Raw genomic sequence first — 26,485 nt, 5'->3', positions numbered from 1 at the left:
TGTTTACTTCCTCCATCTTGTTCTTGAATCGCCACTTCAATTGCGAATCATGTATTAAGCTTGTGTTCGTTTTATATCTGCACCTAGTGCTTCTAATTTACCGTGTAAGTCAACATAACCTCTGTCTAAATGCTTTAATTCTGTTACTTGCGTCGTTCCATCAGCTACAAGTCCGGCTAATATAAGTGCTGCTGCTGCACGTAAGTCAGTAGCTTTTACTTGTGCACCTTGTAGTTCACTCTTACCTTCAATCTTAGCACTTCTGCCTTCGACAGAAATCTTAGCGTTCATACGTTTAAATTCAGCTACATGCATAAATCTATTTTCAAATACAGTTTCAGTTACTACTTTATGTCCTTCAGCTGTTAGTAATAATGCCATCATTTGTGATTGCATATCCGTAGGGAATCCTGGATGTGGTAATGTTTTAATATCTACGGGTTTTAATTCATCTTCTACTCTTACGCGAATTGCGTCATCTTGATAATCTAGATTCACACCCATTTCTTCCAATTTGTAAACAAGGCTTGTCATATGTTCTTTTATAGCACCATTTACAAGTACATCACCACGTGTAATCGCACCAGCAATCAGGAGTGTACCTGCTTCAATTCTATCAGGAATAATCGCGTGTTCCACACCGTGAAGTGTTTCTACACCATGGATAATGATCGTATCCGTGCCAGCTCCAGAAACGTTACCTCCCATTTCGTTAATATAATTTGCTAAATCAACGATTTCTGGTTCTCTTGCAACATTTTCTAATACTGTTTTACCTTCTGCTAGTGAAGCTGCCATGATAATATTTTGCGTTGCGCCAACACTTGGGAAGTCTAAATGAATGGTTGTACCTTTTAATCCATTTTCAGTACTTGCATAAATAAAACCACCATCCATATGAATATCAGCACCAAGTTCTTCGAAACCTTTGATGTGCTGTTCAATTGGTCTTGAACCAATTGCGCAACCACCTGGCAATGCGACTTTAGCATGACCTAAGCGGGCTAATAATGGACCCATAACAAGAATACTTGCTCTCATTTTACTTACATATTCATATGGTGCCTCTTCATTTAATTCTTTCGTTGCATCTACAGTTACTGATTCTTCGTCTTTATCGTATGAAACTTCTGCATTTAATGTTGAAATCACATTATTAATCGTTTCTACATCACTTAATGCAGGTACATTCATAAGTTTACTGACACCTTCTGATGCTAAAAGTGAAGCAGTTAATACTGGTAATACAGCATTCTTGGCACCTGACACTTTAACCTCACCAGTTAATCTATTTCCACCATTAATTTCTATCATATCCATCTTAAATCCTCCACTTTGCTACTTATATATTTCATTTTAATTAAACTATTTTATGTACTTCTAAATTATTATATCTATAATTCAAAAAGATATACAAGTATTTGAATTATTGTGCTAAATATTTTATTTGCGTTGAGTATTGTAACAAATCCACAATAAAATTACTAACAGCTGTTCCAAGTAATATTGCTAAAAAAATCATACAAATTTGAACTTGTAAGGGATACCCCTTTTTAAAAAACTGCTCTAATCTCACTGCATTTAATGCCCAATAAGCAATACAAATACAAACCACATGTAAGATAAGATGTACAATTGAAAATTGTCCTAGATACTCCATACAATAACTCCTCACTTTAGACTGTCAATTTATTTTACACGAAATAATCATTAAAAGATACTTAAGAACTGCAGAATTTAATTAACTATAATGCTTTTGTTGTTTGAGCAATTCACTTTTTATTTTTGTGTCTACTTTACTATACGAACTTACGTCTCTAAAAAAAGAGTCTAAGACATTTTTCATGTCTTAGACTCTTTTTGGAGTGAGTAGTAGATGCCTAAATGGAAAAAGTAACATCCCACTCACCAATGATATAATTTATTGTAAGTTCGCGACGCGAATGCGGTTATTCGCTCTTTCTAAAGCACGTTTAGCTCTATTAACGTCGCTGTTATCTTCTTCATTATTCAAATGAGATTCTGCTCTAGATTTTGCTAATTCAGCTCTAGCAACATCTATTTCATTCGCAGGTTCTGCAGTTTGTACAATAATTGATAATTTATCTTGTCTAACCTCAACAAAACCTTCACTCACTGCAATATATTCTGAACCACCGTCAAAATTTATTTTGACATAGCCAATTTCAAGTGCTGCAACTGTTGGAATATGTCCATACATAACACCGATTTCTCCTGCAGTAGTTTGTAATACTGCAAGATTAACATCTTCTCGGTCGTAAACAGAACCATTAGGAGTGACAATATTTAGGCTTAATGTGTTCATTATCTTTACCTCCTAATTTTTAAACTTCAACACCCATATCTTTAGCTTTTGCGATTACTTCTTCCATACTACCTACAAGACGGAATGCATCTTCAGGAATATGATCATATTCGCCATCTAAAATTGCTTTGAAGCCTTCTACCGTTTTTTGAACAGGTACATATGAACCTTTTTGACCAGTAAATTGTTCAGCTACGTGGAAGTTTTGTGATAAGAAGAACTGGATACGACGTGCACGTTCAACAGTTTGTTTATCTTCTTCTGATAATTCATCCATACCTAAAATAGCAATAATATCTTGTAATTCTCTATATTTTTGTAATGTAGATTGTACATCACGAGCTATTTCATAATGATCTTGACCAACGATTGTAGGGTCTAATGCCCTAGAAGTAGATGCAAGCGGATCAACGGCAGGATAAATACCCATTTCCGTTAATTTACGTTCAAGGTTAGTTGTAGCATCTAAGTGAGCAAAGACAGCTGCTGGTGCTGGGTCAGTATAATCATCGGCAGGTACGAAAACTGCTTGGATTGACGTTACAGATCCTTTAGTTGTTGATGTAATACGTTCTTGTAATTGACCCATTTCAGTAGCAAGGGTAGGTTGATAACCAACGGCTGATGGCATACGACCTAATAGTGCTGATACTTCTGAACCAGCTTGCGTAAATCTGAATATGTTATCAATAAATAGTAAAACATCTTGTCCTTGTACATCACGGAAGTGTTCAGCCATTGTTAAGCCTGATAAAGCAACACGCATACGCGCACCAGGTGGCTCATTCATTTGTCCGAAGACCATAGCTGTTTTCTTAATAACACCACTATCACTCATTTCGTAGTATAAGTCATTACCTTCACGCGTACGTTCACCTACGCCGGCAAATACTGAAATACCACCATGTTCTTGAGCTATATTATTAATTAATTCTTGAATTAATACTGTTTTACCTACACCAGCGCCACCGAATAAACCGATTTTACCACCTTTAATATATGGTGCAAGTAAATCAATTACTTTAATACCTGTTTCTAAGATTTCAACTTTTGTTGATAATTGATCGAATGCAGGTGCTTCTCTATGAATTGGATCACGTTTGACAGAAGTATCAAGCTTCTCGTCTAAGTCAATTGTATCACCAAGAACATTAAACACACGTCCTAACGTAGCATCACCAACTGGAACACTGATGCTATCTCCGCTATCTCGAACTTCTGTACCACGTTTAACACCATCAGTAGAATCCATTGCAATTGTACGTACGACATCATCGCCAAGTTGTAATGCCACTTCTAATGTAAGAGATACTGTACCTTCATCTCTTTCAACGTCTACGACTAAGGCATTGTTAATTTCTGGAACTTCATTGTGCTCAAAGCGAACATCAATTACTGGACCCATAACTTGAGTTACACGGCCTAATCCCATGTTTTTTTCCTCCTTTAATAATTATTCAAGCGCAACTGAGCCACCGACAATTTCAGTGATTTGTTGAGTAATTGCTGCTTGTCTTGCTCTGTTATATTGAATAGATAAGTCATCAATAATTTCTGACGCATTATCTGATGCATTTTTCATTGCAGTCATACGCGTAGCATGTTCACTTGCTTTTGCATCTAAAATCGTTCCATATATTAAACTTTCAACATATTGAGGTAAAATGACGCTCAATATTGCCTCTTTGTCTGGTTCGAACTCATATGATGACATTTGACCATGTCCTAAGCTAGAGTCCTCAGGAGACAATGGAAGCACAGTTTTGGTAGAAGGTGTATTTTCTAATACACTTACGAAATGACTAAAATAAATTTTCACCTCATCAACTTCTCCTTCACTATACAAACCTATAGCTTTTTTAGCTATTGCTTGTACTTCTTTAAAAGAAGGTTGATCTGGTACATCTATAAGTGAATCATGTATGTCATAACCTTTATTTTTAAGGAAATCCACACCAGTTTGACCTAATACTACAATTGAATAATCATCTTTACTTGCATGTTTTTCTTCAATATCTTTTATAAGGTGTTTTAATACGTTTGCATTGTAAGCACCTGCAAGACCTTTATCACTTGTAATCACTAGGTAGGCACTTTTCTTCACTTCCCGTTGTTGTAACATTGGGTGACGTGAATTTTTATCTGAACCTGCAACTGCAGTAATTGCATCTTGCATTTTTTCCATATATGGTCTGAACTGTTTCGCGTTGCTTTCCGCACGGCGCAATTTAGAACTTGATACCATGTTCATTGCTTTCGTAATTTGCTTCATTTTTTTGGTTGATTTTATACGTGTATCAATCTCTTTAAGAGATCCCATTATCTCACCACCTTTTATTTAAGATTAACTATTATGCTTCTGATTTGCTAAAGCTTTTTTTGAATTCTGTAATTGCTGATTCAAATGCTTCATCTTTTGGTAATGCACCTGAAGTTTTAATTTCATTTAATAGTTCAGTCGCATTAGACTTAGCCCAAAGATTTAATTCTTCCTCGAAACGAGTAATATCTTCTACTGGGATGTCATCTAAATAACCTTTAGTCAATGCATAAATAATTAATACTTGATTTTCGACAGGTAGTGGTTTGTTTTTATCTTGTTTTAAGATTTCAACCGTACGTTTACCACGTTCTAATTTTTTAGCTGTAAACTCATCTAAATCTGAACCAAATTGTGCAAATGACTCTAATTCACGATAAGAAGCTAAATCTAAACGTAACGTACCAGCAACTTTTTTCATTGCTTTTATCTGTGCAGAACCACCAACACGTGATACAGATTGACCAGCATTAATGGCAGGTCTTACACCTGAGAAGAATAAATCAGATTGTAAGAAGATTTGTCCATCTGTAATTGAAATAACGTTAGTTGGTACATAAGCTGCGATATCGCCTGCTTGTGTTTCTATAATTGGTAAGGCAGTAATAGAGCCTCCACCTAAATCATCATTTAACTTCGCTGCTCTTTCAAGTAATCTACTATGTAAGTAGAACACATCACCTGGGTATGCTTCACGGCCTGGTGGTCTACGTAATAATAGTGATAACTCACGGTAAGCTGCAGCTTGTTTCGTTAAATCATCATAAACAATTAAAACGTCTTTACCAGCAAACATGAATTCTTCAGCCATAGCTACACCTGAATATGGTGCAATATAAAGCATTGGAGCTGGGTCAGCTGCTGAAGCAGAAACAACAATTGTGTAATCTAACGCGCCTTCTTGGCGTAGCTTTTCAACATTAGCACGAACAGTTGAATCTTTTTGTCCAATAGCAACATAAATACAAATTGTATCTTGATCAGCTTGGTTTAAAATTGTATCAATAGCAACCGTAGTTTTACCTGTTTGACGGTCACCAATGATTAATTCACGTTGACCACGACCAATTGGTACAAGTGCATCAATGGCTTTAATACCAGTTTGTAATGGTTCATCAACTGATTTACGGTCCATTACACCTGTTGCTTTTTTCTCTACAGGTCTTGTGCTTGTTGTATTAACTGGACCTTGTCCATCAATAGGTTGTCCAAGTGGGTTCACAACACGACCAATAAGTTCGTTACCTACAGGAACTTCCATAATACGTCCAGTACGTTTTACTTCGTCCCCTTCTTTGATATCAGCGTATGGTCCTAAAATAACTACACCGACATTTGATTCTTCTAAGTTTTGTGCTAAGCCTAGAACGCCACTTTTGAATTCTATTAGCTCACCAGCCATAACATCGTTTAATCCGTGGATTAATGCGATACCGTCACCAATTTGTAGTACTGTACCTACATCAGTAACTGCCATTTCCGACTCATAATTTTCGATTTGTGAGCGAAGTAATGCACTGATTTCTTCAGCTTTAATGGCCATCTATGTCACTCCTTCAAATTTTATTTCACTCTAATAAATTGTCTTTCTAATTGCGCAAGATCATTTTTAATACTTGCGTCCATCACTTTCGTACCAACTTTAACTCTGATACCACCGATAAGTTCAGGATTGATTTTGTTAGTAATCATTATTTTAGAAAGTTTAGTTCGTGCTTTAATAATTTCTTCTATACTTGATAATTCTTCTTCTGACAATTGATATACGGATTCGATTACAGCATAGTCTTGATTATGCTCTTCATTATATAATGTTTCAAACGCGATATATATTTCATGAATGTGTCCTAAATGACGATTGCTAGCAAGTATTGTCAGCATATTCTGCAAGTATTGGTTCGTTTGTCCAAATACAATGCTTACGAAGCGACGACGTTGCTCAACATCTTTTTGTGGATCTGCATCCAATGCTTGTAGCTTTTTATTTTCAGATTGAACTGCTTCATTAATTGTTGAAAATTCATCGTACATGTCGTCAAGTATGTCTGCATCTTTAGCAGTATCAAATAATGCTTTGGCATATTTTTTTGCTATGTTTGCCATTACTTATCGCCTGCCTCTTTTATGTACTTTTCAACTAAAGCTTTTTGATCTTTATCTGAGATTTCTTTTTGCAGTACTTTAGAAGCGATTAAAACAGAAAGCTCAGAAACTTGGTTGTTAATATCTGCAATTGCACGTTCTTTTTCACTGTTGATTTCATTCTGTGCAGTTTCAATCATGCCATTAGCTCTGATATTTGCTTCATGAATAATTTCTTCATGTTGTTTTCGTGCTTGAACTTTAGATTCTTCTAAAATCTTTTGAACCTCATCTTGTGTTTCTTTTAGTGTTTGTTTATTTTGTTCTTCTAACTTTTGTGCATTTAATTTAGCTTGTTCAGCATCATCAATGTCTTTATTAATATCGTGTTCACGTTTATCCATTACATCTTTTAATGGACCCCATGCGAACTTTTTCAATAAAGCTAATAAGATAAGAAAAGTTACAAGCGTAACGATTATTGTCCCCCATTGAACGCCGCTAGTTCCAGCTGCACCAAGTACAAACATATTTGTCGTAGCAGTCACTTACATAGACACTCCTTTCATACATTATAATCATAAGACATTATTGATAAAAACGAACGGCGAAAGTCTTTCAGACTTCGCCATAATAATTAGTTGAATTATAGTGACATGAAAGCGATAACTACACCAATGATAGGTAATGCTTCAACTAAACCGATACCGATGAACATAATACCCATTAATTGTCCACGTGCTTCTGGTTGACGAGCGACACCTTCTACTGTTCTTGAAACGATAAGACCATTACCAATACCTGCACCTAATGCTGATAAGCCGATTGCGATTGCTGCTGCGATTAAATTCATTTATAAAATCCTCCTAGTTTTTCTTTAAAATTTAATTAATTAATGACTGTCCTGAACTTTATGGGACATGTAAACCATTGAAAGCATAACGAAAATATATGCTTGAATTGTACCGATGAAAATTGAAAACCCTTGCCAAACAACTAAACCAGGTAAACCGATTATCCAACCCCATGCTCTAGTTGAATCACCTGTTACTAATCCTGCCAATAATCCTAATAGCAATTCACCTGCGAAAATATTACCGTAGAGTCGAAGACCTAACGTTAAAGTTGAAGTGAATTCTTCAAAGATATTAATTGGTAATAAAAAGATTGGTTTTGTATAGTTTTGGAAATAACCTTTTGTACCTTTCATTCTAACACCATAAAAATGTGTTAATAGAATGATGAGTGTTGACAGTGTTAAAGTAACTGTCGCATCAGCTGTTGGTGATTTCCACCACAACGTATGCCCTGAAATTAATTGAAATGGAAGTCCTAGCATATTACTCACAAATATAAAGAATATAAGTGTTACTGCCAAGAAATGGAATTGCCCACCTTTTGACCATGCCATGTTACTTTCAATAATACCTCTTACAAAGTCAAAAACCCACTCTATGAAATTTTGTTTACCAGTTGGTCGTTTTTTGAGGTTGCGTGTACAAATAATAGCTATGACAAAAACAATAACTGCTGTAATAATCAACATCATAATTGATGAAAGATTAAACACGACGTCTAGACCAAATACATTCCAGCTGACTAGAGGGTCTTTATGATTCATGCTTTCTCACCTCTTTCGTTTTAAAATTTATTTCTTGTGTAAAAATGGTTTGAAAACAATTAAAACATATGAAATCATTAAACCAATAACCACACCAATGATATTAATTTCATCCTTATAAAAATACCAAATACAACATGCTAGAACCACTATTAAATATCTCCAAACGTTGCCCGTTGAAATATGTATGTTATCTTTTTCTTTTGCCTTTGCTAAATAATATTCGAAAGTAAAAGTATTAAAAAGTGATCCAATTGTACCTATTATAAGTCCTAATATAAATGGTGAGTATGTGAAAATAAACACAATTAATAGTACAACTATACCATATAAATAGTATTGAATGTATCTATTAAAAATGATGTTGAAACGTTCCATGACTATGCCTCACTTCATCTTTTTCATGCAATAATGAGAACCATTTCAATCATACAGTTTTAATAATAATATAGGGGTAGTTAACGTGTCAATTCTATACAAAATGTAGTTTAATTTTTTCTCAAATTGTCACAGAACCGACACATTCCCCCTTTTTAATTATTTGAATGATTCTGGCTTTTTGGAAATTATATGAAAATAATATTTGATATTCTCACAAATTCGTAAAGCGGCATTTCCATCTCCATAAGGATTTCGTGCATGGCTCATTTTGTCATATAACATTTTGTCATCTAATAATTGTTTCGTAGAATCAAATATGTTTTTCTCGTGGGTGCCTACTATTTTAAGCGTACCAGCATTCACACCTTCGGGTCTTTCTGTAGCATCTCTTAACACAAGTACAGGTTTACCTAATGAAGGCGCTTCTTCTTGCACACCTCCAGAATCTGTTAATATCAAGTATGATTGATGGGCAAAATTATGAAAATCCACGACTTCCAATGGTTCCACCAATTCAATTCGCTCGTGATTTGATAAATAAGTTTCTGCAATTTCCCTAACTTTAGGATTTTTATGCACTGGGTAAACCACAACGACATCTTCAAATGCTTCGACAATATCTCTAACAGCTTTAAATATATGCACCATAGGTTCACCAATATTTTCACGTCGGTGCGCAGTTAACAAAATGATACGTTTATCTTTATGCTTTGCTATAATCTCAGAATGATAGTGATCATGTATTGTCGTCTTCATAGCATCTATAGCCGTATTACCTGTCACAACGATTGATTCCTCTGGTTTGTTTTCTGCTAAAAGATTGTGAGCAGCATTATTGGTAGGGGCAAAATTCAAATCTGCCATTACCCCTACCATTTGTCTATTCATTTCTTCAGGAAATGGAGCATATTTATCCCATGTTCTTAAGCCAGCCTCGACATGACCTATAGGAATCTGATTATATAATGCTGCTAAACTACCAGCAAACGTCGTCATTGTGTCACCATGAACGAGTATCATATCTGGTTGTTCTTTCTTTATAACATCCTCTAGTCTCGATAAAATACGTGACGTAATTTCAGACAGTGACTGGCCTTGTTTCATGATATCCAAATCATAATCTGGTGTGATGTGGAAGCTAGTCAGAACTGAATCAAGCATTTCTCTATGTTGAGCCGTAACAACTACGATAGGTTCTAGCGCATCGTCATGTTTCAACGCTTGAATTAGAGGTGCCATTTTTACTGCTTCTGGACGTGTGCCGAAGACAGTCATTATTTTTTTCATTTTACTCCACTCCTGGGCGAAACTATTTTGTACCGAATAAACGGTCACCTGCATCACCTAAACCTGGTGTGATATATGCATGATTATCAAGCTTTTCATCTAATGCAGCGATAAATATATCCACATCTTCATGAGCTGCTTGTAATTTTTCTACACCTTCAGGGGCAGCGATTAAACACATAAAACGAATATTTTTAGCACCACGTTTTTTTAATGAATTAATAGCTTCTATAGCTGAAGCACCTGTTGCTAACATTGGGTCTACAACTACAATTTCTCTTTCTTCAATATCTTGTGGTAATTTCACAAAATATTCAACGGCTTCTAGTGTTTCAGGATCTCTATAAAGACCCACATGACCTATTCTAGCTGCAGGTACTAATGTTAAAATACCTTGTGTCATCCCTAATCCTGCTCTTAAGATTGGTACAAACGCTAATTTTTTACCTGTTAATCTTTTAGCAATCATTTTTGTTACTGGTGTTTCTATTTCCACATCCTGTAATTCTAAATCTCTTGTAACTTCATATGCCATTAACATACCTACTTCATCTACTAGCTCTCTAAATTCTTTAGTCCCAGTATGTACGTCACGGATATAACTTAATTTGTGTTGAATAAGTGGGTGATCAAAAACATGTACTTTGCCCATAAATTTATTTCCTCCAATTTTAATTATATAAAGGATGTTTTGAAGTTAAAGTATTAACTCTTTCTTTCCCTTCGGCTAATGCTTTTTCATTTTCTGGGTCTTTTAAAACTAAACTAATGATTTTCGCAACTTCTTCAAAAGCAGTTTCATCAAAACCACGTGTTGTTGCAGCTGGGGTACCTAAACGAATACCACTCGTTACGAAAGGTTTCTCTTGATCAAAAGGAATTGTATTTTTATTACAAGTTATTCCAATTGCATCTAGTGTTTCTTCAGCAACTTTACCTGTAATACCCACAGAACCTTTGACGTCTACTGCGACGAGGTGATTATCCGTGCCTCCAGATACAACTCTAAATCCTTCGTCAGTCAATGTGTTAGCTAATGTTTTAGCATTTTGAATCACTTGTTGTTGATAAACTTTAAAGTCATCTTGTAATGCCTCACCAAATGCAACTGCTTTAGCAGCAATCACATGCTCTAATGGGCCACTTTGGATACCTGGGAATATCGTTTTATCAATTTGTTTTTTATATTCTTCTTTACATAAAATCATGCCACCACGAGGTCCGCGTAATGTTTTATGTGTAGTTGTCGTTACAAAATCTGCATATTCCACAGGATTTGGATGTAAACCAACTGCGACTAAACCAGCGATATGTGCCATATCAACCATTAATTTTGCGCCAACTTCATCAGCAATTTCTTTGAATCGTTTGAAATCGATTGTTCTTGAATAAGCTGATGCACCAGCAACAATTAATTTAGGTTTATGTTCTTTAGCAACTTTTAATACTTCATCATAATCAATTTGCTCATTTTCTTGGTCTACACCATATTCCACAAAGTTATAAAATTGACCACTAAAGTTCACAGGTGCACCATGTGTTAAATGGCCACCGTGGCTTAAATTCATACCTAATACAGTATCACCGTGTTCTAATGCTACGAGATAAACAGCCATATTGGCCTGAGATCCTGAGTGTGGTTGAACATTAACATGTTCTGCGCCAAATAATTTTTTAGCACGATCAATAGCTAATGTTTCTGACACATCTACGTATTCACAACCGCCATAATATCTTCTATTAGGATAGCCTTCAGCATACTTGTTCGTTAACACTGATCCTTGGGCTTCCATAACTGCTTCTGAAACAAAGTTCTCTGAAGCAATGAGCTCGATATTGTTATTTTGACGGTTAAATTCATTTTGAATCACTTCATATATTTCTTTATCTTGCTTTTGAATAAATGACATTGGTAATTCCCTCGTTTCTGTATTAGTTATATTTTGCTCTTTCGCCACCAATTTTCTTAGGTCTTGAAGAAGCGATGGTTACAATTGCTTCACCAATTTGCTTAACACTTGTACGTTCTGGAATAGCGACATGCTTGATGTGCATTCCAATAAGGGTTTGACCAATATCAATACCTTTAGGTACCGATATATGTTCAACAACTATTGGTTCATCCATATGCTTGTATGCATAAGTGGCAAGACTTCCGCCAGCATGAACATCTGGTACAACCGTAACTTCTTCCATCGTGAGGGGATTGAATTGTGCTCTTTCTATTGTTACCGCTCTGTTTATATGTTCACAACCTTGATATACAAAAGAAACGCCCGTTTCATTTTCGATTACTTTCAATGAATTAAATATTTCTTTAGCTACTTCCATAGAACCTACACTACCAATGCGTTCACCAATGACTTCTGATGTTGAACAACCGATAATGCATAATTCATTAGCCTTGAAAAAAGATTGTGATTTTAATTCATCTAACAATAACATCAAATCTTCCATTCTTGCACCCCTTTTTATTAATGACATAAAAAGTAATTGAATCTCAAACCGCTTTAAAACATACAAAATTGACTGATAGCAAATTTGCTACACGTTTTTATTATAACGTATTTACTAACGTACTTATACTAATTTCACTAATTTATTAGTTTAATATTTTATTTTTTAAACTATCTATCAGTAAATTTAATTCATTATATATTTCAAGATATGCAGATTTACTCCCACCAAACGGATCGGAAACCTCTCCTATCTTGTCTACATACTCATTTAAAGTAAATACGTGATCGGTGTTATCATACAATTCCTTAATTATGCGCTTATGAGATGAACCCATCGTCAATATTAAATCTGCATTTATATCTGAAGCAGTAAAAGACTGGGCTTGGTATGGCACATTTAAATGACGCTCAAGTAAAATTTCCTTAGTATGATCTGATATCGGTTGACCATCTATAGCATACATACCACGTGACACAATTGTATGGTTAGGTAATTTGGACTGAGCGATACTTTCAGCCATAGGACTCCTACAAGTATTTCCTGTACAAACAAAAATGATTTTCATAAATCTGCTCCTTCAATAATAGATTGATTAGCCGCTTTCATCATTCTATTCATAATTGCCGTAGTGTTATCATTCAAATCAAATCCATAAATAAAGGCATGTTGAATTTGATCGTCTTGGTCTAACTGGTGCAATATTTGATAAAGATTATGATTAGCCCCTTTAATATCATTTTCATCTTCGCATAAAGGTATAAATTTCGCAGCTTCTGGTATTAACGCTTGTTTGCTACGAGGTACGATAAACGCTGTTTGTGTCCAATTTGAAGTCGATGTAGGTAACGCATTAAAAGACTTCAATATTTTTACTGGTGTATCAGGTGAATAATGTTTATATTTCATACCTGGAGCAATTGGTTTTTCAGAATCTAATGTACCTATTGTTGTCACACTGTCTGGAATAACCGCTTCTATCATAGATTTTGTGATAGAACCGGGTCTAGCGATTTTAAATGGAAATCGTGTACAATCGAGCACAGTACTTTCTAACCCCTCTTCACTTTGGTCTCCATTCACAATACCATCGATACGCCCGTCCAAATCACGATAAACATGTTCAAATGTAGTCGGTGAGGGTCTGCCACTCAAATTTGCACTGGGTGCCGCAATTGGCATATCAACATATTTTAGTATTTGTCTTCCGATTGGATGACTTGGCATACGCACTGCAATGGAATCTAACCCACCACTAACACTTTCACATAAATAGCCTTTTTTTAATGGAACAATAAATGAAATCGGTCCAGGCCAAAATTCATTCATTAACATTTCAACTTCTTTTGACAGCTTATCTGTAAAAGCTTGTATTTGTTCAACTTTATAGATATGAACAATTAAAGGATTGTCAGATGGTCTACCTTTCGCACTATAAATGTGTTTAATTGCTGCTTCATTACGTGCATCTGCACCCAATCCGTATACAGTTTCAGTTGGTATAGCAATTAAACCGCCATTTTCAAAAATTACTTTTATATCATTCAGTTCATTATCTGTATTCAATTGATTATTAGATTGGCGTAAATCCCATATTTTTGTATTCACTTAGACACACCCTTTCATCTTGTTATCTATTTTAAAACAAAATAAAAAGTTATGCACTCTCATGATTAATCATGTTTAGCACATAACTTATGATCACCAAACAAATGAAATTATTCGGTCGTTATTATTTATATCTTTAATGATTTGTACATCTAAACTTGGATATTTCTCAATAATACGTTGTTTCAATGTTTGTCCTTGATTAAATCCAATTTCAAACACAACTTTCGCATTTGGCAATAATACTTCGCGTAACTGATCTATAATTTTATCATAGATATCATAGCCATTGTTTTTTGCAAAAAGCGCAGTATGTGGTTCATAGTTTAACACTGTATTATCCATAATTAATGCATCATTATCATCAATATATGGCGGATTAGAAATAAGTCCATTTACTTTGATGCCGTGCTCAATCAGTGGCATTAATGTATCACCAAGTAGAAATCTAATTTCTACTTGGTGCATCTTAGCGTTAGCCTTAGCGACAGATAACGCTGAAGTATATAAATCTGTAGCATAAACTTCTAATGAAGGGTCCAATTTTTTTAATGAAATCGGTATATTCCCACTCCCCGTGCCTATATCTACAACACAATCTCCTGAATGAAGTTGATTATAAAAATGAAGCATTACTTCTTCTGTTTCAGGTCTTGGAATAAGACAATGCTTATTCACTTTAAAAACTTCACCATAGAATGTTTGTTTACCTAGGATATATTGTATTGGTTCATCATTTAGCATTCTTTGTGTTGCGTCATCAAATAAGTTTTTATGTTGAAGTGTTACTTCATCATCCATATGCATTAAGTAATTGGCTTTAGACCAATTAAACAAATCCAACATTAACCATTCGGCACGCGTTGATTCAATACCTTGTTCATTGCATTTCACTTTAGCTTGATTTAATAATGTTTTATAATTCACCATTATTTAATTCTTTCAATTTATCAGTTTGTTCCGCTAAAGTTAAAGCATCAATAATTTCATCCAACTTACCTTCCATAATTTGGTCTAATTTTTGTAAAGTTAAACCAATACGATGATCTGTTACACGGCTTTGCGGATAGTTATAGGTTCTGATACGTTCTGAACGATCTCCTGTACCCACTGCTGATTTACGTTGGGCAGCATATTTTTGTTGCTCTTCTTGTAATTTCATATCAAATAAGCGTGCTTTTAATACTTTTAGTGCTTTTTCACGGTTTTGGATTTGCGATTTTTCTGAAGAAGTCGCAATAACACCGGTTGGAATATGTGTAATACGCACAGCTGAATCTGTTGTATTAACGTGCTGACCACCTGCACCACTTGAACGGTATGTGTCAATTTTCAAATCTTCGTTGCGAACTTCTATTTCAACATCTTCTACCTCAGGAAGTACTGCAACTGTAGCTGTTGATGTATGGATACGTCCGCCTGATTCAGTTTCAGGTACACGCTGTACACGGTGTGCACCATTCTCATATTTTAATTTACTAAAAGCACCATTACCAGAAACAGAAAAACTTATTTCTTTATAACCACCATGATCACTTTCGGTAACTTCTACAATATCTGTCTTATAATTTAACGTTTCAGCATATTTGGAATACATTCTAAATAGGTCACCAGCAAAAATTGCCGCCTCATCTCCACCTGCTGCTGCACGAATTTCTACAATAACGTCTTTGTCATCATTAGGATCTTTAGGGATCAATAAGAACTTAAGTTCTTCTTCTAACTTAGGTACTTTATTTTGAAGTGTTTGATGTTCCTCTTTCAACATTTCAATTTCATCATTATCTTTTGTATCACGTAACATTTCTTCTACTTCAGAAATATCTTCTTTTGTTTGTTTATAATCGCGATAAACGTCCACTGTTTTTTGTAATTCTGCCTGCTCTTTAGAATATTTACGTAAATTATCTGGATTATTTACGACATCAGGATCACTTAACATTTCATTTAATTGTTCATATCTTTCTTCTACTATGTCTAATTGATCAAACACTACATTTCCTCCTTCTCAGTATTGCTAGGCGCTACTATATGATGCGCTCTGCATCTGGGTTCATAGCTTTCATTAGCACCAACTAAAATGACTGGGTCGTCGATTTTTGCTGGGTTACCATCAATTAATCTTTGCGTACGACTTGACGATGCACCGCAAACCGCACAAACTGCTTGAAGTTTAGTTACATCCTCACTCACAGCCATCAATTGTGGCATTGGCTCGAAAGGTTGTGCTCTAAAGTCCATATCTAGACCAGCAGTAATGACTCTATGTCCTTTTTCAGCTAACTGTTCAGCTATATGTACAATACCATTTTCAAAAAATTGCACTTCGTCTATTCCAATTACATCTACTTCTGATAAATCGTGCTTTAATATCTCAGCTGCTGTCGAAATATTAATTGCTTCTATAGCATTGCCATTGTGAGAAACAATCTTATCTTTATGATAGCGGTCATCTATAGCTGGTTTAAATACAACTACTTTTTGTTTAGCATAAAGCCCTCGTCTTAATCGACGAATAAGCTCTTCAGATTTGCCACTAAACATACTTCCAGTAATACATTCAATCCACCCGGAATGATAAGTTTCATACATTATGCGTTCCACCTTTTTTCAAAACATAATCGATTCATTATATCATATTTTCCACTACAAAATAGGATATATTTTCAAGTTACTGCGTTAATTTTATGTAACAATTTGGGATATATAAATAGAACTATCGTTAAATTCTCATTGAACTGCCTACTAACAAAACTGATCCACTTTGTTTCAACATTGTATACAAACTTAAATTTAATGCTATACTTGCAGCCAGTATCGTTACTCATAAAATAAAGGAATTTCAACATTTTTTATGATATCTATTTGTGATTAGGAAGTGCTTTTTAACATAAAAAGGCATTCTCATAAAATGAGAATGCCTTATACCAACAATTATTCGTTGCTTGATTTGAATCCGAATTTTTTGTTGAAACGTTCCACACGACCATCCGCCGCAGCGAATTTTTGACGTCCTGTGTAGAATGGATGTGAATCAGATGAAATGTCTAAACGAATAACTGGGTATTCATTACCATCTTCCCATTCCATTGTCTCTGATGATGTTTTAGTTGAACCACTTAAGAATTTAAAATCTGTAGTAGTATCTAAAAAGATAACATTGTGATATTCAGGATGAATATTTTGTCTCATTATTTTCAGCTCCTTTGCCCTGAACCATCTGGAACAGAGTTTTTTGTGAGTTTTTTACCCAATACTTGATAATTATAATGTCTATAAATATAAAACGCAACCCTAAATCTCATATTGGTATTATATCTATGAATCATTTAGTAATTAAATGATTGGTTTACCCGTTTTTGTGCTTTCTTTAGCAGCTTTTTGTAACTGTTCAAAGAATTCTTGGTTATTGTCTGTTCGTTTGAGTTTACGAACAAATCTTTCTGTAAAGTCCGTTGAATCTGTAAACATATTGCGTAATTGCCATAATGAATCCAGTTCTTTGGGATCAATGAGCAATTCTTCTTTACGTGTTGAACTGCGTCCAATATCAATTGCTGGAAATACTCGACGTTCTGCTAATTTACGATCTAAATGTAACTCCATGTTTCCAGTACCTTTAAATTCTTCGTAAATCATGTCATCCATACGCGAACCAGTTTCAACTAAAGCTGTAGCTAATATAGTCATACTGCCACCCGCTTCAATATTTCTTGCTGCACCAAAGAATGCTTTTGGTTTGTGTAAAGATGCTGGATCTAACCCACCAGATAACGTACGACCACTTGGCGGAATAACAAGGTTATAAGCACGTGCCAATCTTGTTATAGAATCCATTAGTATAATGACATCCTTACCAATTTCAACTAAGCGTTTCGCACGTTCTAATAATAATTCTGCAACTTTGACATGGTGTTGAGGTGGCTCATCAAATGTAGAATGAACTACTTCTGCAGTTTCTACAGATCTTTCTATATCAGTAACCTCTTCTGGTCGTTCTCCTACTAATAATACAAATAATTCTGCATCAGGTTTATTCTTTGCAATTGCATTTGCAATTTCTTTTAATAAAGAGGTTTTCCCTGCTTTAGGCGGTGCAACGATAAGTCCACGTTGTCCTAATCCAATTGGCGTGATTAAATCCATGATTCGAGTTGAAAAATTCTGCTTTGTAGTTTCTAACACAATTCTTTCTTCTGGATATAACGGCGTTAACGCCTGGAAATGAGGACGTTTTTTTACTTCTTCTGCATTCTCATCATTAACAAAGTCAACCTGTAATAAACCATAATACTTTTCATTATCCTTTGGCTTTCTAACCTTACCAGTCACTTTATCTCCTCGTTTAATTTCAAAACGACGAATTTGACTAGCTGAGATATAGATATCTTTTTCTCCCTTAGAATAATTAACTGTTCTTAAAAAGCCATAACCATCTTGTTGGATATCATCTAGAATGCCTTCCATATAATAGTTACCATCTTTTTCCATTTGCGCTTCCATAATCGCGAGAACAAGTTCTTTTTTATTCAATTTACTATAGTTTGTTAGCTTAAGAGATTTTGCTTTTTGAGTGAGATCTTTTGTAGTGTAATTTTTGTATAACTCGTGGAACGATTCATACTGAGGTGATGTTCGTACTTTTTCAGGCATTATCTTGCACCCATTTCATAAATAAGTTTTTTAAATAACATAGTAACTACGCTACTACTTTTATAACTATAGCAAATTTCCTATTTAATTACAAAATGTATTTCGATATATAAATTATAAAAAGAGAGTAGAACAGAAATCTAATTTCTCTTAAAAAGATTTCATTGTTCTACTCTCATATAGATTCACATTACCTATTAAATTAACTTATTAATTGTAGTAACCTGCAATTGATTTAACTTCTAAGAATTCTTCGATTCCGTAGTCGCCCCATTCACGGCCTAAACCAGATTGTTTATAACCACCGAATGGTAAATCAGGTTTACGTCCAGCTTCGTTAATTTCAACTGTACCTGCTTCAATTGAACGTGCTACTTTATGAAGTGTATCTTTATCACTACCATAAACGTAACCAGCTAAACCATATTTTGTATCATTTGCAATTTTGATTGCTTCATCTAAATCATTATATGTGATCACAGACATTACTGGTCCAAATATTTCTTCTTGGGCAATTGTCATGCTGTTATCTACATTATTAAAAATAGTTGGTCTTGCAAAGTAACCTTTGTCTAATCCTTCAGGTTTACCAGGGCCACCATATAATAATTCGGCACCTTCTTCAATACCTTTGTCAATATAGGCTTGTACTTGGTCAAATTGTTTTTTGCTTATAATTGGTCCAACTTGTGTACCTTCTTCTCTAGGGTTACCTACTTTTACTTGACTGAATTTTTCTTTTACAGCTGTTAAAAAGTCTTCTTTTATACTTGCTGGAACGATTGTTCTTGTACCTGCAGTACAAACTTGCCCTGTGTTGAACACTACTTTATTAGCAGCTGCACTTGCTGCACCATCGATATCAGCATCATCTAAAATAATATAAGGTGATTTACCACCTAGTTCAAGTGATACTTTTTTGAAATCTTCTGCAGCTTTTTTCATAATACTTGAACCTGTTGGGCCAGAACCAGTAAATGACATCATTCTTACTTTTGGATGTTCACTTAATGGATTACCTACACCTTGTCCATCACCATTGACTAAGTTAAATACACCTTTAGGTACACCCACTTTATCAAAAATTTCTGCTAATATAATAGCTGCAAATGGTGTTTCTTCTGAAGGTTTAAATACTACCGGACTACCAGCAGCAAAAGCAGCAGCTAATTTCAATGACGTTTGATTTGTTGGGAAGTTCCATGGTGTAATAAGTCCTGAAACACCGATTGCTTCTTTGACAACTAAATCATCGCCTCGACGTTCTTCAAATTGGAAATCATTTAATGCATCACGTGCTGCTTCAAAATGATCTAAGCCCATTTGATAGTGTACATTTTCCGCTACAGATAGAGGTGCACCTAATTCGTCTGTAATTGCTTGAATTAAGTCTTCTTTTCTATTTTTATATTCTTGTACTATTTGATCTAATAAATCTTGTCTTTCTTTAACTGAAGTGTGTCTGAATTCTAAATATACGTTATCTGCTGCTTCTACAGCTTTTTCCACGTCTTCTTTATTACCTTTAGCAATCGTACCAGCAACTTCTTCTGTTGCAGGATTAATTACTTCAAGTGTTTCTCCACTTGTACTTTCAACCCATTCTCCGTTGATATATTGTTTAGTGAAATTTCTCATCAATAATTCACTCCTTAACTTTTGTTGATAATACCATTTTAACCGAGATTTCATTTTTTTAAACATAAGTGCTCACGCCAAATCGTAGCAAACGTTGTTATAAAGCGTTTTCCATTCATTTTACACAATTTTTTTAACCCATTAAATTTCAGCGCCATTTTGTTATTCAGTGAATAACTACATGTACACTCCAATTCATATACAAAATGAGACCAAGACATCGATTTATGTCTTGGTCTCTTTAAAAATTCAGAGCAATCGAAAATGATTAAATTATACTTCCACTTTAATACGCTACTTTCCAATCACAACTAATAGAATTGATTGTCTTTAGAAATACCTAATTAAGACTGTGTGCTCCATTCTCTTTTAGTAATATTTTGAATTTCGCTTTTACTTTAGAATTTAATTACTATTTATTTTCGAGTTCAATATAATCTTGAGCCCATTTTTCCATTGGCACTAATGCTGCTGCTAAAGCATCACCTTTATCTGTCAGTTGGTAAAGAATATTCATTGGACTGGTAGAAACCACTTTCTTTTCAACTAGTCCCCATTCACTAAGATCCGTTAACTTTATGCTAAGTGCACGTGGTGTAATTGTCTTTAAATCACGTTTCATATCTGAAAAGTGTGCAGACTTTTCCGTACATCTAGATAAATAATTAATAATAAGACCATTCCAACTTCTACCTACTATTTTAAAGGTTTCTTCTAGATAAGGGCAAACCTTCATGGTCATCACCTCAATATCGATTTATTCTATTATCATTTAAACTAAGTACACTTTGGTTACTAAGTATATTTATTATACCACATTTTCTATACTTCTTCAGTCCAAATGTCTGCACCTAAAGATTTTAAAGTACTAACGATATTAGTATAACCACGATAAATATGCTTCACATTATAAATTGTTGTAACACCTTCAGCTAATAAACCAGCTACAATAAGGCAAGCACCTGCACGTAAATCACTAGCATAAACTTCTGCGCCAGTAAGTTTAGATGGCTTAATTGTTGCTGTACCATTATCTGCCGAAATATCTGCACCCATGTTTTTCAATTCATCTACATGTCTAAAACGTGCTGGATAAATCGTTTCGGTAACAAATGATACACCATCAGCCATAAACAATAATGGGGTAATAGGTTGTTGAAGATCGGTAGCAAATCCAGGATATACAAGTGTTTTAATATCAACACTAGCATATGGTGTACTACGTTGGATTACGGCGCTATCATCACCAACTTGAATATCAACACCAAGCTCTTTTAATTTCACTGTTAATGGTTCTACATGCGTTGGAATAATATTATTAATTGTTATATCTTCACCACATGCTGCGGCAATACACATATATGTACCAGCTTCAATTCTATCTGGAATGACCTGATGATGTGAACCGTGTAAATGTTCTACGCCATTAATCTTAATCGTACTTGTGCCAGCGCCTTTGATATCTGCACCTAAGCTTGTTAAGAAATTAGCTACGTCAACTACTTCTGGCTCTTTTGCAGCATTCTCAATGACAGTTTGACCTTCAGCACGAACTGCTGCAAGCATAATATTGATTGTTGCACCAACACTTACAATATCTAAAAAGATATTCGCACCTGTTAATTTGTCAGCCTCTATCTTCATTGATGTAGAACTTGATTCATCAATTTTAGCACCTAAAGCTTTGAAACCTTTAATGTGTTGATCAATGGGTCTCGGTCCTAAAGGACAACCACCTGGTAATCCAATCACACATTTTTTAAACCTACCTAACATAGCGCCCATCATATAATATGAAGCACGTAACGATTCTACTTTATTATTAGGTAATGGTGCATTTTCAATTTCATTTGGATCAACATTTAATGTCATACCATCTAATTCAGTCTTAATATTTAAATCTCCAAGTAAACTTACTAAAGTTTCTACATCAGAGATTTCTGGAAGGCCTTCAATTGTTACTTTGTCTTCAGCCAAAATTGCGGCTGGAATAATTGCTACTGCACTATTTTTAGCACCGTGGTTGTTCACTTCACCTTTTAGTGTTTGACCACCTCTAATTTTAATCACTTCTTGAGCCATTCGTATGTTCTCCTTTGTCTTTCAATCAATATTTCTCTTCCATAACATCATTTGCATTATAAATTAATTTATTACAGTTTGCAAAGCACATCAGTTTATTAAAATTTATTTCATATAAAATAAAGTGTTTTCTCTTGTATATAATTTTTTTACTATTGTTTCAATTTCCCATTATTTACCAATTCAAATCATAATTATAAGGATTTATTATTAAAATTTTATGTTATCCGTGCTTTCCTGATTGCTTTTTTACACAAACCTAACAAATTATAACATAAAAAAGAGAGCGAAGCAGAAATCAAAAAAATGAATTTGATTTCGACGTCTCGCCCTCATAAATCGATACAACATATATAAAGTATCAAAAGTTATTCGTTAACTTATTTTGCTTGGTTAGATGTACCAAACTCTTTAATTTTACCAATAACAGTAGCTTTAATCGCTTCACGTGCAGGTCCTAAATATTTACGAGGATCATACATTTCTTTATCATTGTCTAAAGCTTCACGAACAGCTTTAGCTGAAGCAATTTGGTTTTCTGTATTTACATTGATTTTAGCAGTACCAAAAGGAATTGCTTTTTGGATATCTTTCGTTGGGATCCCTGTACCACCGTGTAATACTAATGGTAATCCTGTAGAAGCACCAATTTCTTCCATTTCTTTAAATCCTAATTTTGGTTCACCTTTATAAGGTCCGTGTACTGAACCTAATGCTGGCGCTAATGTATCGATACCTGTTTTTTCAACAAGTTCTTGACATTCTTTAGGATCTGCATAGATTACGCCGTCAGCAACTACATCATCTTCTTGTCCACCAACAGTACCTAATTCTGCTTCAACTGAAACACCATGTTCATGAGCATATTCTACAACTTTTGAAGTGATTTCAACATTGTCTTCGAATGAACCATGTGAAGCATCAATCATTACTGATGTAAATCCAGCGTCAATTGCTTCTTTACATTTTTCAAAGCTTGAACCGTGGTCTAAGTGAATTGCAACTGGTACAGTAATTTCTTTGTCATGCATTAAACCTTCAACCATTTTAACAACTGTATAGAAACCACCCATGTAACGAGCAGCACCTTCAGATACACCTAAAATTACAGGAGCGTTCTCTTCTTGAGAAGCTTCTAAAATTGCTTGAGTGAATTCTAAGTTATTAAGGTTATATTGACCTACTGCGTAACCATTTTCTTTTGCATCTATTAACATTTCTTTCATTGAAACTAAAGGCATGAAAGTTCCTCCTTGGTGCTTTAAGCACATATTTTTACAGTCTAATTATATCAAAGTCATATACCTTTTGCATTCTTCAATATATTTGTAAGCGTTTTTATTTTATATTTTTATTCTAGATGTATAAAAATCGCCTAAATTTCAAATTTTAATAATCGTTTATACCCCATTTTTATATACATACATTTGAACGAAGCACTAAATAAAAAAAGACACACATCTCGACGTAATAGTTCGAGTATGTGTGTCTTAACATATTATTTAGATTGCTGATGGTTCAATGATGCTTCTATAAATGCTTTGAAAATCGGTTGAGGGCGATTAGGTCTTGATAAAAATTCTGGATGGAATTGACATGCAACGAAAAAGTCATTGCTTGGAATTTCTACCATTTCTACTAAACGACCATCTGGACTTGTTCCAGAAAACACCATTCCGTTTGCTTCGAGTTGTTCTCTATATTCATTATTAAATTCATAACGATGACGGTGTCTTTCTTCAATTTCAGTTTCATTATAAATTGAATCTGCTAATGTACCTTCTTTGATATGACAAGGGTATAAACCTAAGCGTAGTGTACCGCCTAAATCTTCGATATCTTTCTGTTCTGGTAATAAGTCGATTATAGGATGTGGTGTATTAGGATCTAATTCTGCTGAATGCGCGTCATCTAGTCCAATGACATTTCGAGCAAACTCAACAGTTGCTAATTGCATACCTAAACAAATACCGAAATATGGCACATTATTTTCACGTGCATATTTAATAGCTGATATCTTACCTTCACTTGCACGGAATCCAAATCCACCAGGTACTAATATACCATCAACTTCTGCTAATATTTCAGCAACGTTTTCATCGGTAACTTCACTTGAATCAATCCATTTCACTTCGATATCTTTTTTGAATGGATATCCAGCATGTTTTAATGACTCGACAACTGACAAATATGCATCTTGTAAGCTTACATATTTACCTACTAAACCAATTGTTATCTTGCCATCTAAACTGTTAACCGTATCTAATAAATATTGCCACTCATCTAATTGCGTTTCGTATTTTGGATTTAATTCTAAACGCTTAATCACAATATCGTCCATATCTTGTTTACTTAATTGTAAAGGTATCTCATATAATGAATCAGCATCACGACATTCTATAACGCTTGCTTTATCAATATCACAGAATAGCGCAATTTTATCTTTTAAATCTTGAGTAAGTTCATATTCTGTTCTAACAACAATTAAATCTGGTTGGATACCAAGACCTCTTAATTCTTTCACACTATGTTGTGTTGGTTTTGTCTTCATTTCTCCAGCAGCTTTGATATATGGTAACAAAGTACAGTGAACATACATTACATTTTCGCGTCCTAAATCACTACGGATTTGTCTAATTGCTTCAATAAATGGCAATGACTCTATATCCCCTGTTGTACCACCAATTTCAGTAATAACTACATCTGCATTTGTACTTTCCCCAGCTAATAATAAACGCTCTTTTATTTCATTCGTAATGTGCGGGATAACTTGAACTGTACCACCTAAATAATCACCACGACGCTCTTTTTTTAAGACATGAGAATAAACTTTCCCAGCCGTTACATTTGAATATTTATTTAAATTTATATCAATAAATCTCTCATAATGTCCTAAGTCTAAGTCAGTTTCAGCACCATCGTCTGTCACAAAAACTTCACCATGTTGATATGGACTCATTGTGCCTGGGTCAACATTTAAGTATGGATCAAATTTTTGAATCGTGACTTTTAATCCTCTATCTTTTAATAATCTTCCTAAAGATGCTGCCGTGATACCTTTACCCAATGAAGAAACAACTCCACCAGTTACAAAAATGAATTTTGTCATGTTCTGCCTCCTATGATTAAAACCGTATTTTCTTACAATACGTTTTGATTCGTATCAAATTTCCAAATTAGTTGCTAAATTTTGTGATACAACATTTACATATTTAAATGCTTCATCATTATATGTATTAATTGTCGTAACAAGTACTTTCAAAATATAAAATACTATAAAACTGATATATTATTTAAAACAAAAAAATCGCTCCCTCTCACATGGTTGTAAGGGGGAGCGTATAATATTTATACACGTCGTCCTAATTAAAGGAGCCCGAATAAAATTTTATCATGTTCACGAAAAAAGTCAATTAAATCTCAAAGAATTATTCTTCTGTTTCTTCTTCGTCTTCAAATTCTTCTTCTTCTTCATCTTCTTCGTCTAAATCTTCATCATCTTCATCGATAACGATATCTGTTTCATTAAGATCTTCATCAACATCGTCATCTTCTGGATCTTCTGGATCATTCAAAGTCTCTTGGTCATCTGTAACTGCTGGAATATCATCATCATCATCAGCCTCATCTTCACCAAGTAATTTTAAGTTTTTATCTTCTTCATCATCGTCGTCCAGAATATCAAATTTTTGAATCGTAGGCGCAATTTTTTCTTCAATATCTGCAACTGAATACCAATCACGTAATCCCCAAATATTTTCACCAACATTTAAAAAACGACCATCTGTGTTTAAATCTGTATAGAATTGAACAATTCTATTTTCGATTTCGTCGTCTTCATAATGTCCAAGTGCTTTAAATTCATCAATAATATCATATAAGTTCATTGTGTCATTTTTTTCATTTAATAACGTATATGCCATATCGATAAATGATTTCTCATCAACCATTTCTTTTGTGTAATCTTGAATTCTCATTATTTATTCTTCCTTTCAAAGGCGTTTATCCAAATCAGTACTAAGTTTAACAT

Annotated in this window: 28 protein-coding genes; all 28 read right to left on the bottom strand. The window is 34.4% G+C overall.

The genetic code is table 11. The features are described from left to right. Positions 1–54 precede the first annotated feature (54 nt). Positions 55–1,320: a UDP-N-acetylglucosamine 1-carboxyvinyltransferase gene (murA, locus tag SSP_RS03875; protein ID WP_011302683.1), complete on the bottom strand. Its 1,266-nt coding sequence runs from the start codon at positions 1,318–1,320 to the stop codon at positions 55–57. A 106-nt stretch (positions 1,321–1,426) separates the two neighbouring features. Continuing rightward, positions 1,427–1,660, bottom strand: coding sequence for a DUF1146 family protein (locus SSP_RS03870; protein WP_011302682.1), 234 nt, complete (start codon positions 1,658–1,660; stop codon positions 1,427–1,429). A 261-nt stretch (positions 1,661–1,921) separates the two neighbouring features. Further along, a complete protein-coding gene (locus tag SSP_RS03865) occupies positions 1,922–2,326 on the bottom strand; it encodes a F0F1 ATP synthase subunit epsilon (protein ID WP_002482727.1) in 405 nt (134 codons plus the stop codon). Between the two features lie 19 nt (positions 2,327–2,345). Next, complete coding sequence (gene atpD, locus SSP_RS03860; RefSeq protein ID WP_002482726.1) at positions 2,346–3,758, bottom strand: F0F1 ATP synthase subunit beta; 1,413 nt, start codon at positions 3,756–3,758, stop codon at positions 2,346–2,348. Between the two features lie 21 nt (positions 3,759–3,779). Next, entirely contained in the window at positions 3,780–4,646 is an 867-nt protein-coding gene (gene atpG, locus SSP_RS03855; protein WP_011302681.1) for an ATP synthase F1 subunit gamma, read from the bottom strand. A gap of 31 nt (positions 4,647–4,677) precedes the next feature. Then, positions 4,678–6,189 (bottom strand): F0F1 ATP synthase subunit alpha, encoded by a 1,512-nt coding sequence (atpA, locus tag SSP_RS03850; protein WP_002482724.1) that lies wholly within the window; start codon positions 6,187–6,189, stop codon positions 4,678–4,680. A gap of 20 nt (positions 6,190–6,209) precedes the next feature. Beyond that, positions 6,210–6,749, bottom strand: a complete 540-nt coding sequence (locus tag SSP_RS03845; RefSeq protein WP_011302680.1) for a F0F1 ATP synthase subunit delta — start codon at positions 6,747–6,749, stop codon at positions 6,210–6,212. After that, positions 6,749–7,276, bottom strand: a complete 528-nt coding sequence (locus tag SSP_RS03840) for a F0F1 ATP synthase subunit B (RefSeq protein WP_011302679.1) — start codon at positions 7,274–7,276, stop codon at positions 6,749–6,751. The genes SSP_RS03845 and SSP_RS03840 overlap by 1 nt, the downstream gene beginning before the upstream one ends. Before the next feature lie 98 nt (positions 7,277–7,374). Continuing rightward, positions 7,375–7,581, bottom strand: a complete 207-nt coding sequence (gene atpE, locus SSP_RS03835) for a F0F1 ATP synthase subunit C (protein ID WP_002482721.1) — start codon at positions 7,579–7,581, stop codon at positions 7,375–7,377. 39 nt (positions 7,582–7,620) lie between these two features. Beyond that, positions 7,621–8,349 carry a F0F1 ATP synthase subunit A gene (gene atpB, locus SSP_RS03830; RefSeq protein ID WP_011302678.1) on the bottom strand — a complete coding sequence of 243 codons (729 nt, stop codon included), beginning with the start codon at positions 8,347–8,349 and terminating at the stop codon, positions 7,621–7,623. 27 nt (positions 8,350–8,376) lie between these two features. Beyond that, the gene (locus SSP_RS03825; protein WP_011302677.1) at positions 8,377–8,727 is read right to left on the bottom strand and encodes an ATP synthase subunit I; all 351 of its coding nucleotides are present in this window, start codon (positions 8,725–8,727) and stop codon (positions 8,377–8,379) included. Between the two features lie 159 nt (positions 8,728–8,886). Beyond that, positions 8,887–10,017, bottom strand: a complete 1,131-nt coding sequence (wecB, locus tag SSP_RS03820; RefSeq protein ID WP_011302676.1) for a non-hydrolyzing UDP-N-acetylglucosamine 2-epimerase — start codon at positions 10,015–10,017, stop codon at positions 8,887–8,889. 22 nt (positions 10,018–10,039) lie between these two features. Further along, a complete protein-coding gene (upp, locus tag SSP_RS03815; RefSeq protein WP_011302675.1) occupies positions 10,040–10,669 on the bottom strand; it encodes a uracil phosphoribosyltransferase in 630 nt (209 codons plus the stop codon). Positions 10,670–10,688: 19 nt separating this feature from the next. After that, on the bottom strand, positions 10,689–11,927 hold the full coding sequence (gene glyA / locus SSP_RS03810) for a serine hydroxymethyltransferase (RefSeq protein ID WP_011302674.1): 1,239 nt from the start codon (positions 11,925–11,927) through the stop codon (positions 10,689–10,691). A 22-nt stretch (positions 11,928–11,949) separates the two neighbouring features. Then, positions 11,950–12,474, bottom strand: a complete 525-nt coding sequence (locus SSP_RS03805) for a TIGR01440 family protein (RefSeq protein WP_011302673.1) — start codon at positions 12,472–12,474, stop codon at positions 11,950–11,952. Between the two features lie 145 nt (positions 12,475–12,619). Continuing rightward, positions 12,620–13,042 carry a low molecular weight protein arginine phosphatase gene (locus tag SSP_RS03800; protein ID WP_011302672.1) on the bottom strand — a complete coding sequence of 141 codons (423 nt, stop codon included), beginning with the start codon at positions 13,040–13,042 and terminating at the stop codon, positions 12,620–12,622. After that, complete coding sequence (locus tag SSP_RS03795) at positions 13,039–14,082, bottom strand: L-threonylcarbamoyladenylate synthase (RefSeq protein ID WP_011302671.1); 1,044 nt, start codon at positions 14,080–14,082, stop codon at positions 13,039–13,041. The genes SSP_RS03800 and SSP_RS03795 overlap by 4 nt, the downstream gene beginning before the upstream one ends. A 93-nt stretch (positions 14,083–14,175) precedes the next feature. Beyond that, positions 14,176–15,012, bottom strand: coding sequence for a peptide chain release factor N(5)-glutamine methyltransferase (gene prmC, locus SSP_RS03790; RefSeq protein ID WP_011302670.1), 837 nt, complete (start codon positions 15,010–15,012; stop codon positions 14,176–14,178). Then, a complete protein-coding gene (gene prfA / locus SSP_RS03785; protein WP_002482713.1) occupies positions 14,999–16,075 on the bottom strand; it encodes a peptide chain release factor 1 in 1,077 nt (358 codons plus the stop codon). The genes prmC and prfA overlap by 14 nt, the downstream gene beginning before the upstream one ends. Continuing rightward, positions 16,075–16,674 (bottom strand): thymidine kinase, encoded by a 600-nt coding sequence (locus SSP_RS03780; RefSeq protein WP_011302669.1) that lies wholly within the window; start codon positions 16,672–16,674, stop codon positions 16,075–16,077. Before SSP_RS03780 ends, prfA begins: the two co-directional genes overlap by 1 nt. A 342-nt stretch (positions 16,675–17,016) precedes the next feature. Then, positions 17,017–17,274, bottom strand: coding sequence for a type B 50S ribosomal protein L31 (locus SSP_RS03775; protein WP_002482711.1), 258 nt, complete (start codon positions 17,272–17,274; stop codon positions 17,017–17,019). Positions 17,275–17,418: 144 nt separating this feature from the next. Continuing rightward, positions 17,419–18,735: a transcription termination factor Rho gene (rho, locus tag SSP_RS03770; RefSeq protein ID WP_011302668.1), complete on the bottom strand. Its 1,317-nt coding sequence runs from the start codon at positions 18,733–18,735 to the stop codon at positions 17,419–17,421. A 210-nt stretch (positions 18,736–18,945) separates the two neighbouring features. Beyond that, positions 18,946–20,373 (bottom strand): aldehyde dehydrogenase family protein, encoded by a 1,428-nt coding sequence (locus tag SSP_RS03765; RefSeq protein WP_011302667.1) that lies wholly within the window; start codon positions 20,371–20,373, stop codon positions 18,946–18,948. 412 nt (positions 20,374–20,785) lie between these two features. Continuing rightward, positions 20,786–21,109 (bottom strand): winged helix-turn-helix transcriptional regulator, encoded by a 324-nt coding sequence (locus SSP_RS03760; protein ID WP_011302666.1) that lies wholly within the window; start codon positions 21,107–21,109, stop codon positions 20,786–20,788. A gap of 86 nt (positions 21,110–21,195) precedes the next feature. Then, positions 21,196–22,455, bottom strand: coding sequence for a UDP-N-acetylglucosamine 1-carboxyvinyltransferase (locus SSP_RS03755; protein ID WP_011302665.1), 1,260 nt, complete (start codon positions 22,453–22,455; stop codon positions 21,196–21,198). Between the two features lie 380 nt (positions 22,456–22,835). After that, on the bottom strand, positions 22,836–23,696 hold the full coding sequence (gene fdaB, locus SSP_RS03750) for a class IIb fructose-bisphosphate aldolase FdaB (RefSeq protein WP_011302664.1): 861 nt from the start codon (positions 23,694–23,696) through the stop codon (positions 22,836–22,838). 257 nt (positions 23,697–23,953) lie between these two features. Then, entirely contained in the window at positions 23,954–25,564 is a 1,611-nt protein-coding gene (locus SSP_RS03745) for a CTP synthase (RefSeq protein WP_011302663.1), read from the bottom strand. Positions 25,565–25,883: 319 nt separating this feature from the next. Beyond that, on the bottom strand, positions 25,884–26,432 hold the full coding sequence (rpoE, locus tag SSP_RS03740) for a DNA-directed RNA polymerase subunit delta (RefSeq protein ID WP_011302662.1): 549 nt from the start codon (positions 26,430–26,432) through the stop codon (positions 25,884–25,886). Positions 26,433–26,485: the final 53 nt, after the last annotated feature.

The sequence above is a fragment of the Staphylococcus saprophyticus subsp. saprophyticus ATCC 15305 = NCTC 7292 genome (assembly GCF_000010125.1).
Lineage (GTDB): Bacteria > Bacillota > Bacilli > Staphylococcales > Staphylococcaceae > Staphylococcus > Staphylococcus saprophyticus.
Note: the sequence above shows the minus strand (reverse complement) of the source record. Positions and strands in the feature narration are given on the sequence as shown.

Bases quoted from the DNA above. Each gene is read 5' to 3' on its own strand.
- murA (WP_011302683.1), bottom strand. From the start codon at position 1,320: ATGGATATGATAGAAATTAATGGTGGAAATAGATTAACTGGTGAGGTT.
- SSP_RS03870 (WP_011302682.1), bottom strand. From the start codon at position 1,660: ATGGAGTATCTAGGACAATTTTCAATTGTACATCTTATCTTACATGTG.
- SSP_RS03865 (WP_002482727.1), bottom strand. From the start codon at position 2,326: ATGAACACATTAAGCCTAAATATTGTCACTCCTAATGGTTCTGTTTAC.
- atpD (WP_002482726.1), bottom strand. From the start codon at position 3,758: ATGGGATTAGGCCGTGTAACTCAAGTTATGGGTCCAGTAATTGATGTT.
- atpG (WP_011302681.1), bottom strand. From the start codon at position 4,646: ATGGGATCTCTTAAAGAGATTGATACACGTATAAAATCAACCAAAAAA.
- atpA (WP_002482724.1), bottom strand. From the start codon at position 6,189: ATGGCCATTAAAGCTGAAGAAATCAGTGCATTACTTCGCTCACAAATC.
- SSP_RS03845 (WP_011302680.1), bottom strand. From the start codon at position 6,749: ATGGCAAACATAGCAAAAAAATATGCCAAAGCATTATTTGATACTGCT.
- atpE (WP_002482721.1), bottom strand. From the start codon at position 7,581: ATGAATTTAATCGCAGCAGCAATCGCAATCGGCTTATCAGCATTAGGT.
- atpB (WP_011302678.1), bottom strand. From the start codon at position 8,349: ATGAATCATAAAGACCCTCTAGTCAGCTGGAATGTATTTGGTCTAGAC.
- SSP_RS03825 (WP_011302677.1), bottom strand. From the start codon at position 8,727: ATGGAACGTTTCAACATCATTTTTAATAGATACATTCAATACTATTTA.
- wecB (WP_011302676.1), bottom strand. From the start codon at position 10,017: ATGAAAAAAATAATGACTGTCTTCGGCACACGTCCAGAAGCAGTAAAA.
- upp (WP_011302675.1), bottom strand. From the start codon at position 10,669: ATGGGCAAAGTACATGTTTTTGATCACCCACTTATTCAACACAAATTA.
- glyA (WP_011302674.1), bottom strand. From the start codon at position 11,927: ATGTCATTTATTCAAAAGCAAGATAAAGAAATATATGAAGTGATTCAA.
- SSP_RS03805 (WP_011302673.1), bottom strand. From the start codon at position 12,474: ATGGAAGATTTGATGTTATTGTTAGATGAATTAAAATCACAATCTTTT.
- SSP_RS03800 (WP_011302672.1), bottom strand. From the start codon at position 13,042: ATGAAAATCATTTTTGTTTGTACAGGAAATACTTGTAGGAGTCCTATG.
- prmC (WP_011302670.1), bottom strand. From the start codon at position 15,012: ATGGTGAATTATAAAACATTATTAAATCAAGCTAAAGTGAAATGCAAT.
- SSP_RS03780 (WP_011302669.1), bottom strand. From the start codon at position 16,674: ATGTATGAAACTTATCATTCCGGGTGGATTGAATGTATTACTGGAAGT.
- SSP_RS03775 (WP_002482711.1), bottom strand. From the start codon at position 17,274: ATGAGACAAAATATTCATCCTGAATATCACAATGTTATCTTTTTAGAT.
- rho (WP_011302668.1), bottom strand. From the start codon at position 18,735: ATGCCTGAAAAAGTACGAACATCACCTCAGTATGAATCGTTCCACGAG.
- SSP_RS03765 (WP_011302667.1), bottom strand. From the start codon at position 20,373: ATGAGAAATTTCACTAAACAATATATCAACGGAGAATGGGTTGAAAGT.
- SSP_RS03760 (WP_011302666.1), bottom strand. From the start codon at position 21,109: ATGAAGGTTTGCCCTTATCTAGAAGAAACCTTTAAAATAGTAGGTAGA.
- SSP_RS03755 (WP_011302665.1), bottom strand. From the start codon at position 22,455: ATGGCTCAAGAAGTGATTAAAATTAGAGGTGGTCAAACACTAAAAGGT.
- fdaB (WP_011302664.1), bottom strand. From the start codon at position 23,696: ATGCCTTTAGTTTCAATGAAAGAAATGTTAATAGATGCAAAAGAAAAT.
- SSP_RS03745 (WP_011302663.1), bottom strand. From the start codon at position 25,564: ATGACAAAATTCATTTTTGTAACTGGTGGAGTTGTTTCTTCATTGGGT.
- rpoE (WP_011302662.1), bottom strand. From the start codon at position 26,432: ATGAGAATTCAAGATTACACAAAAGAAATGGTTGATGAGAAATCATTT.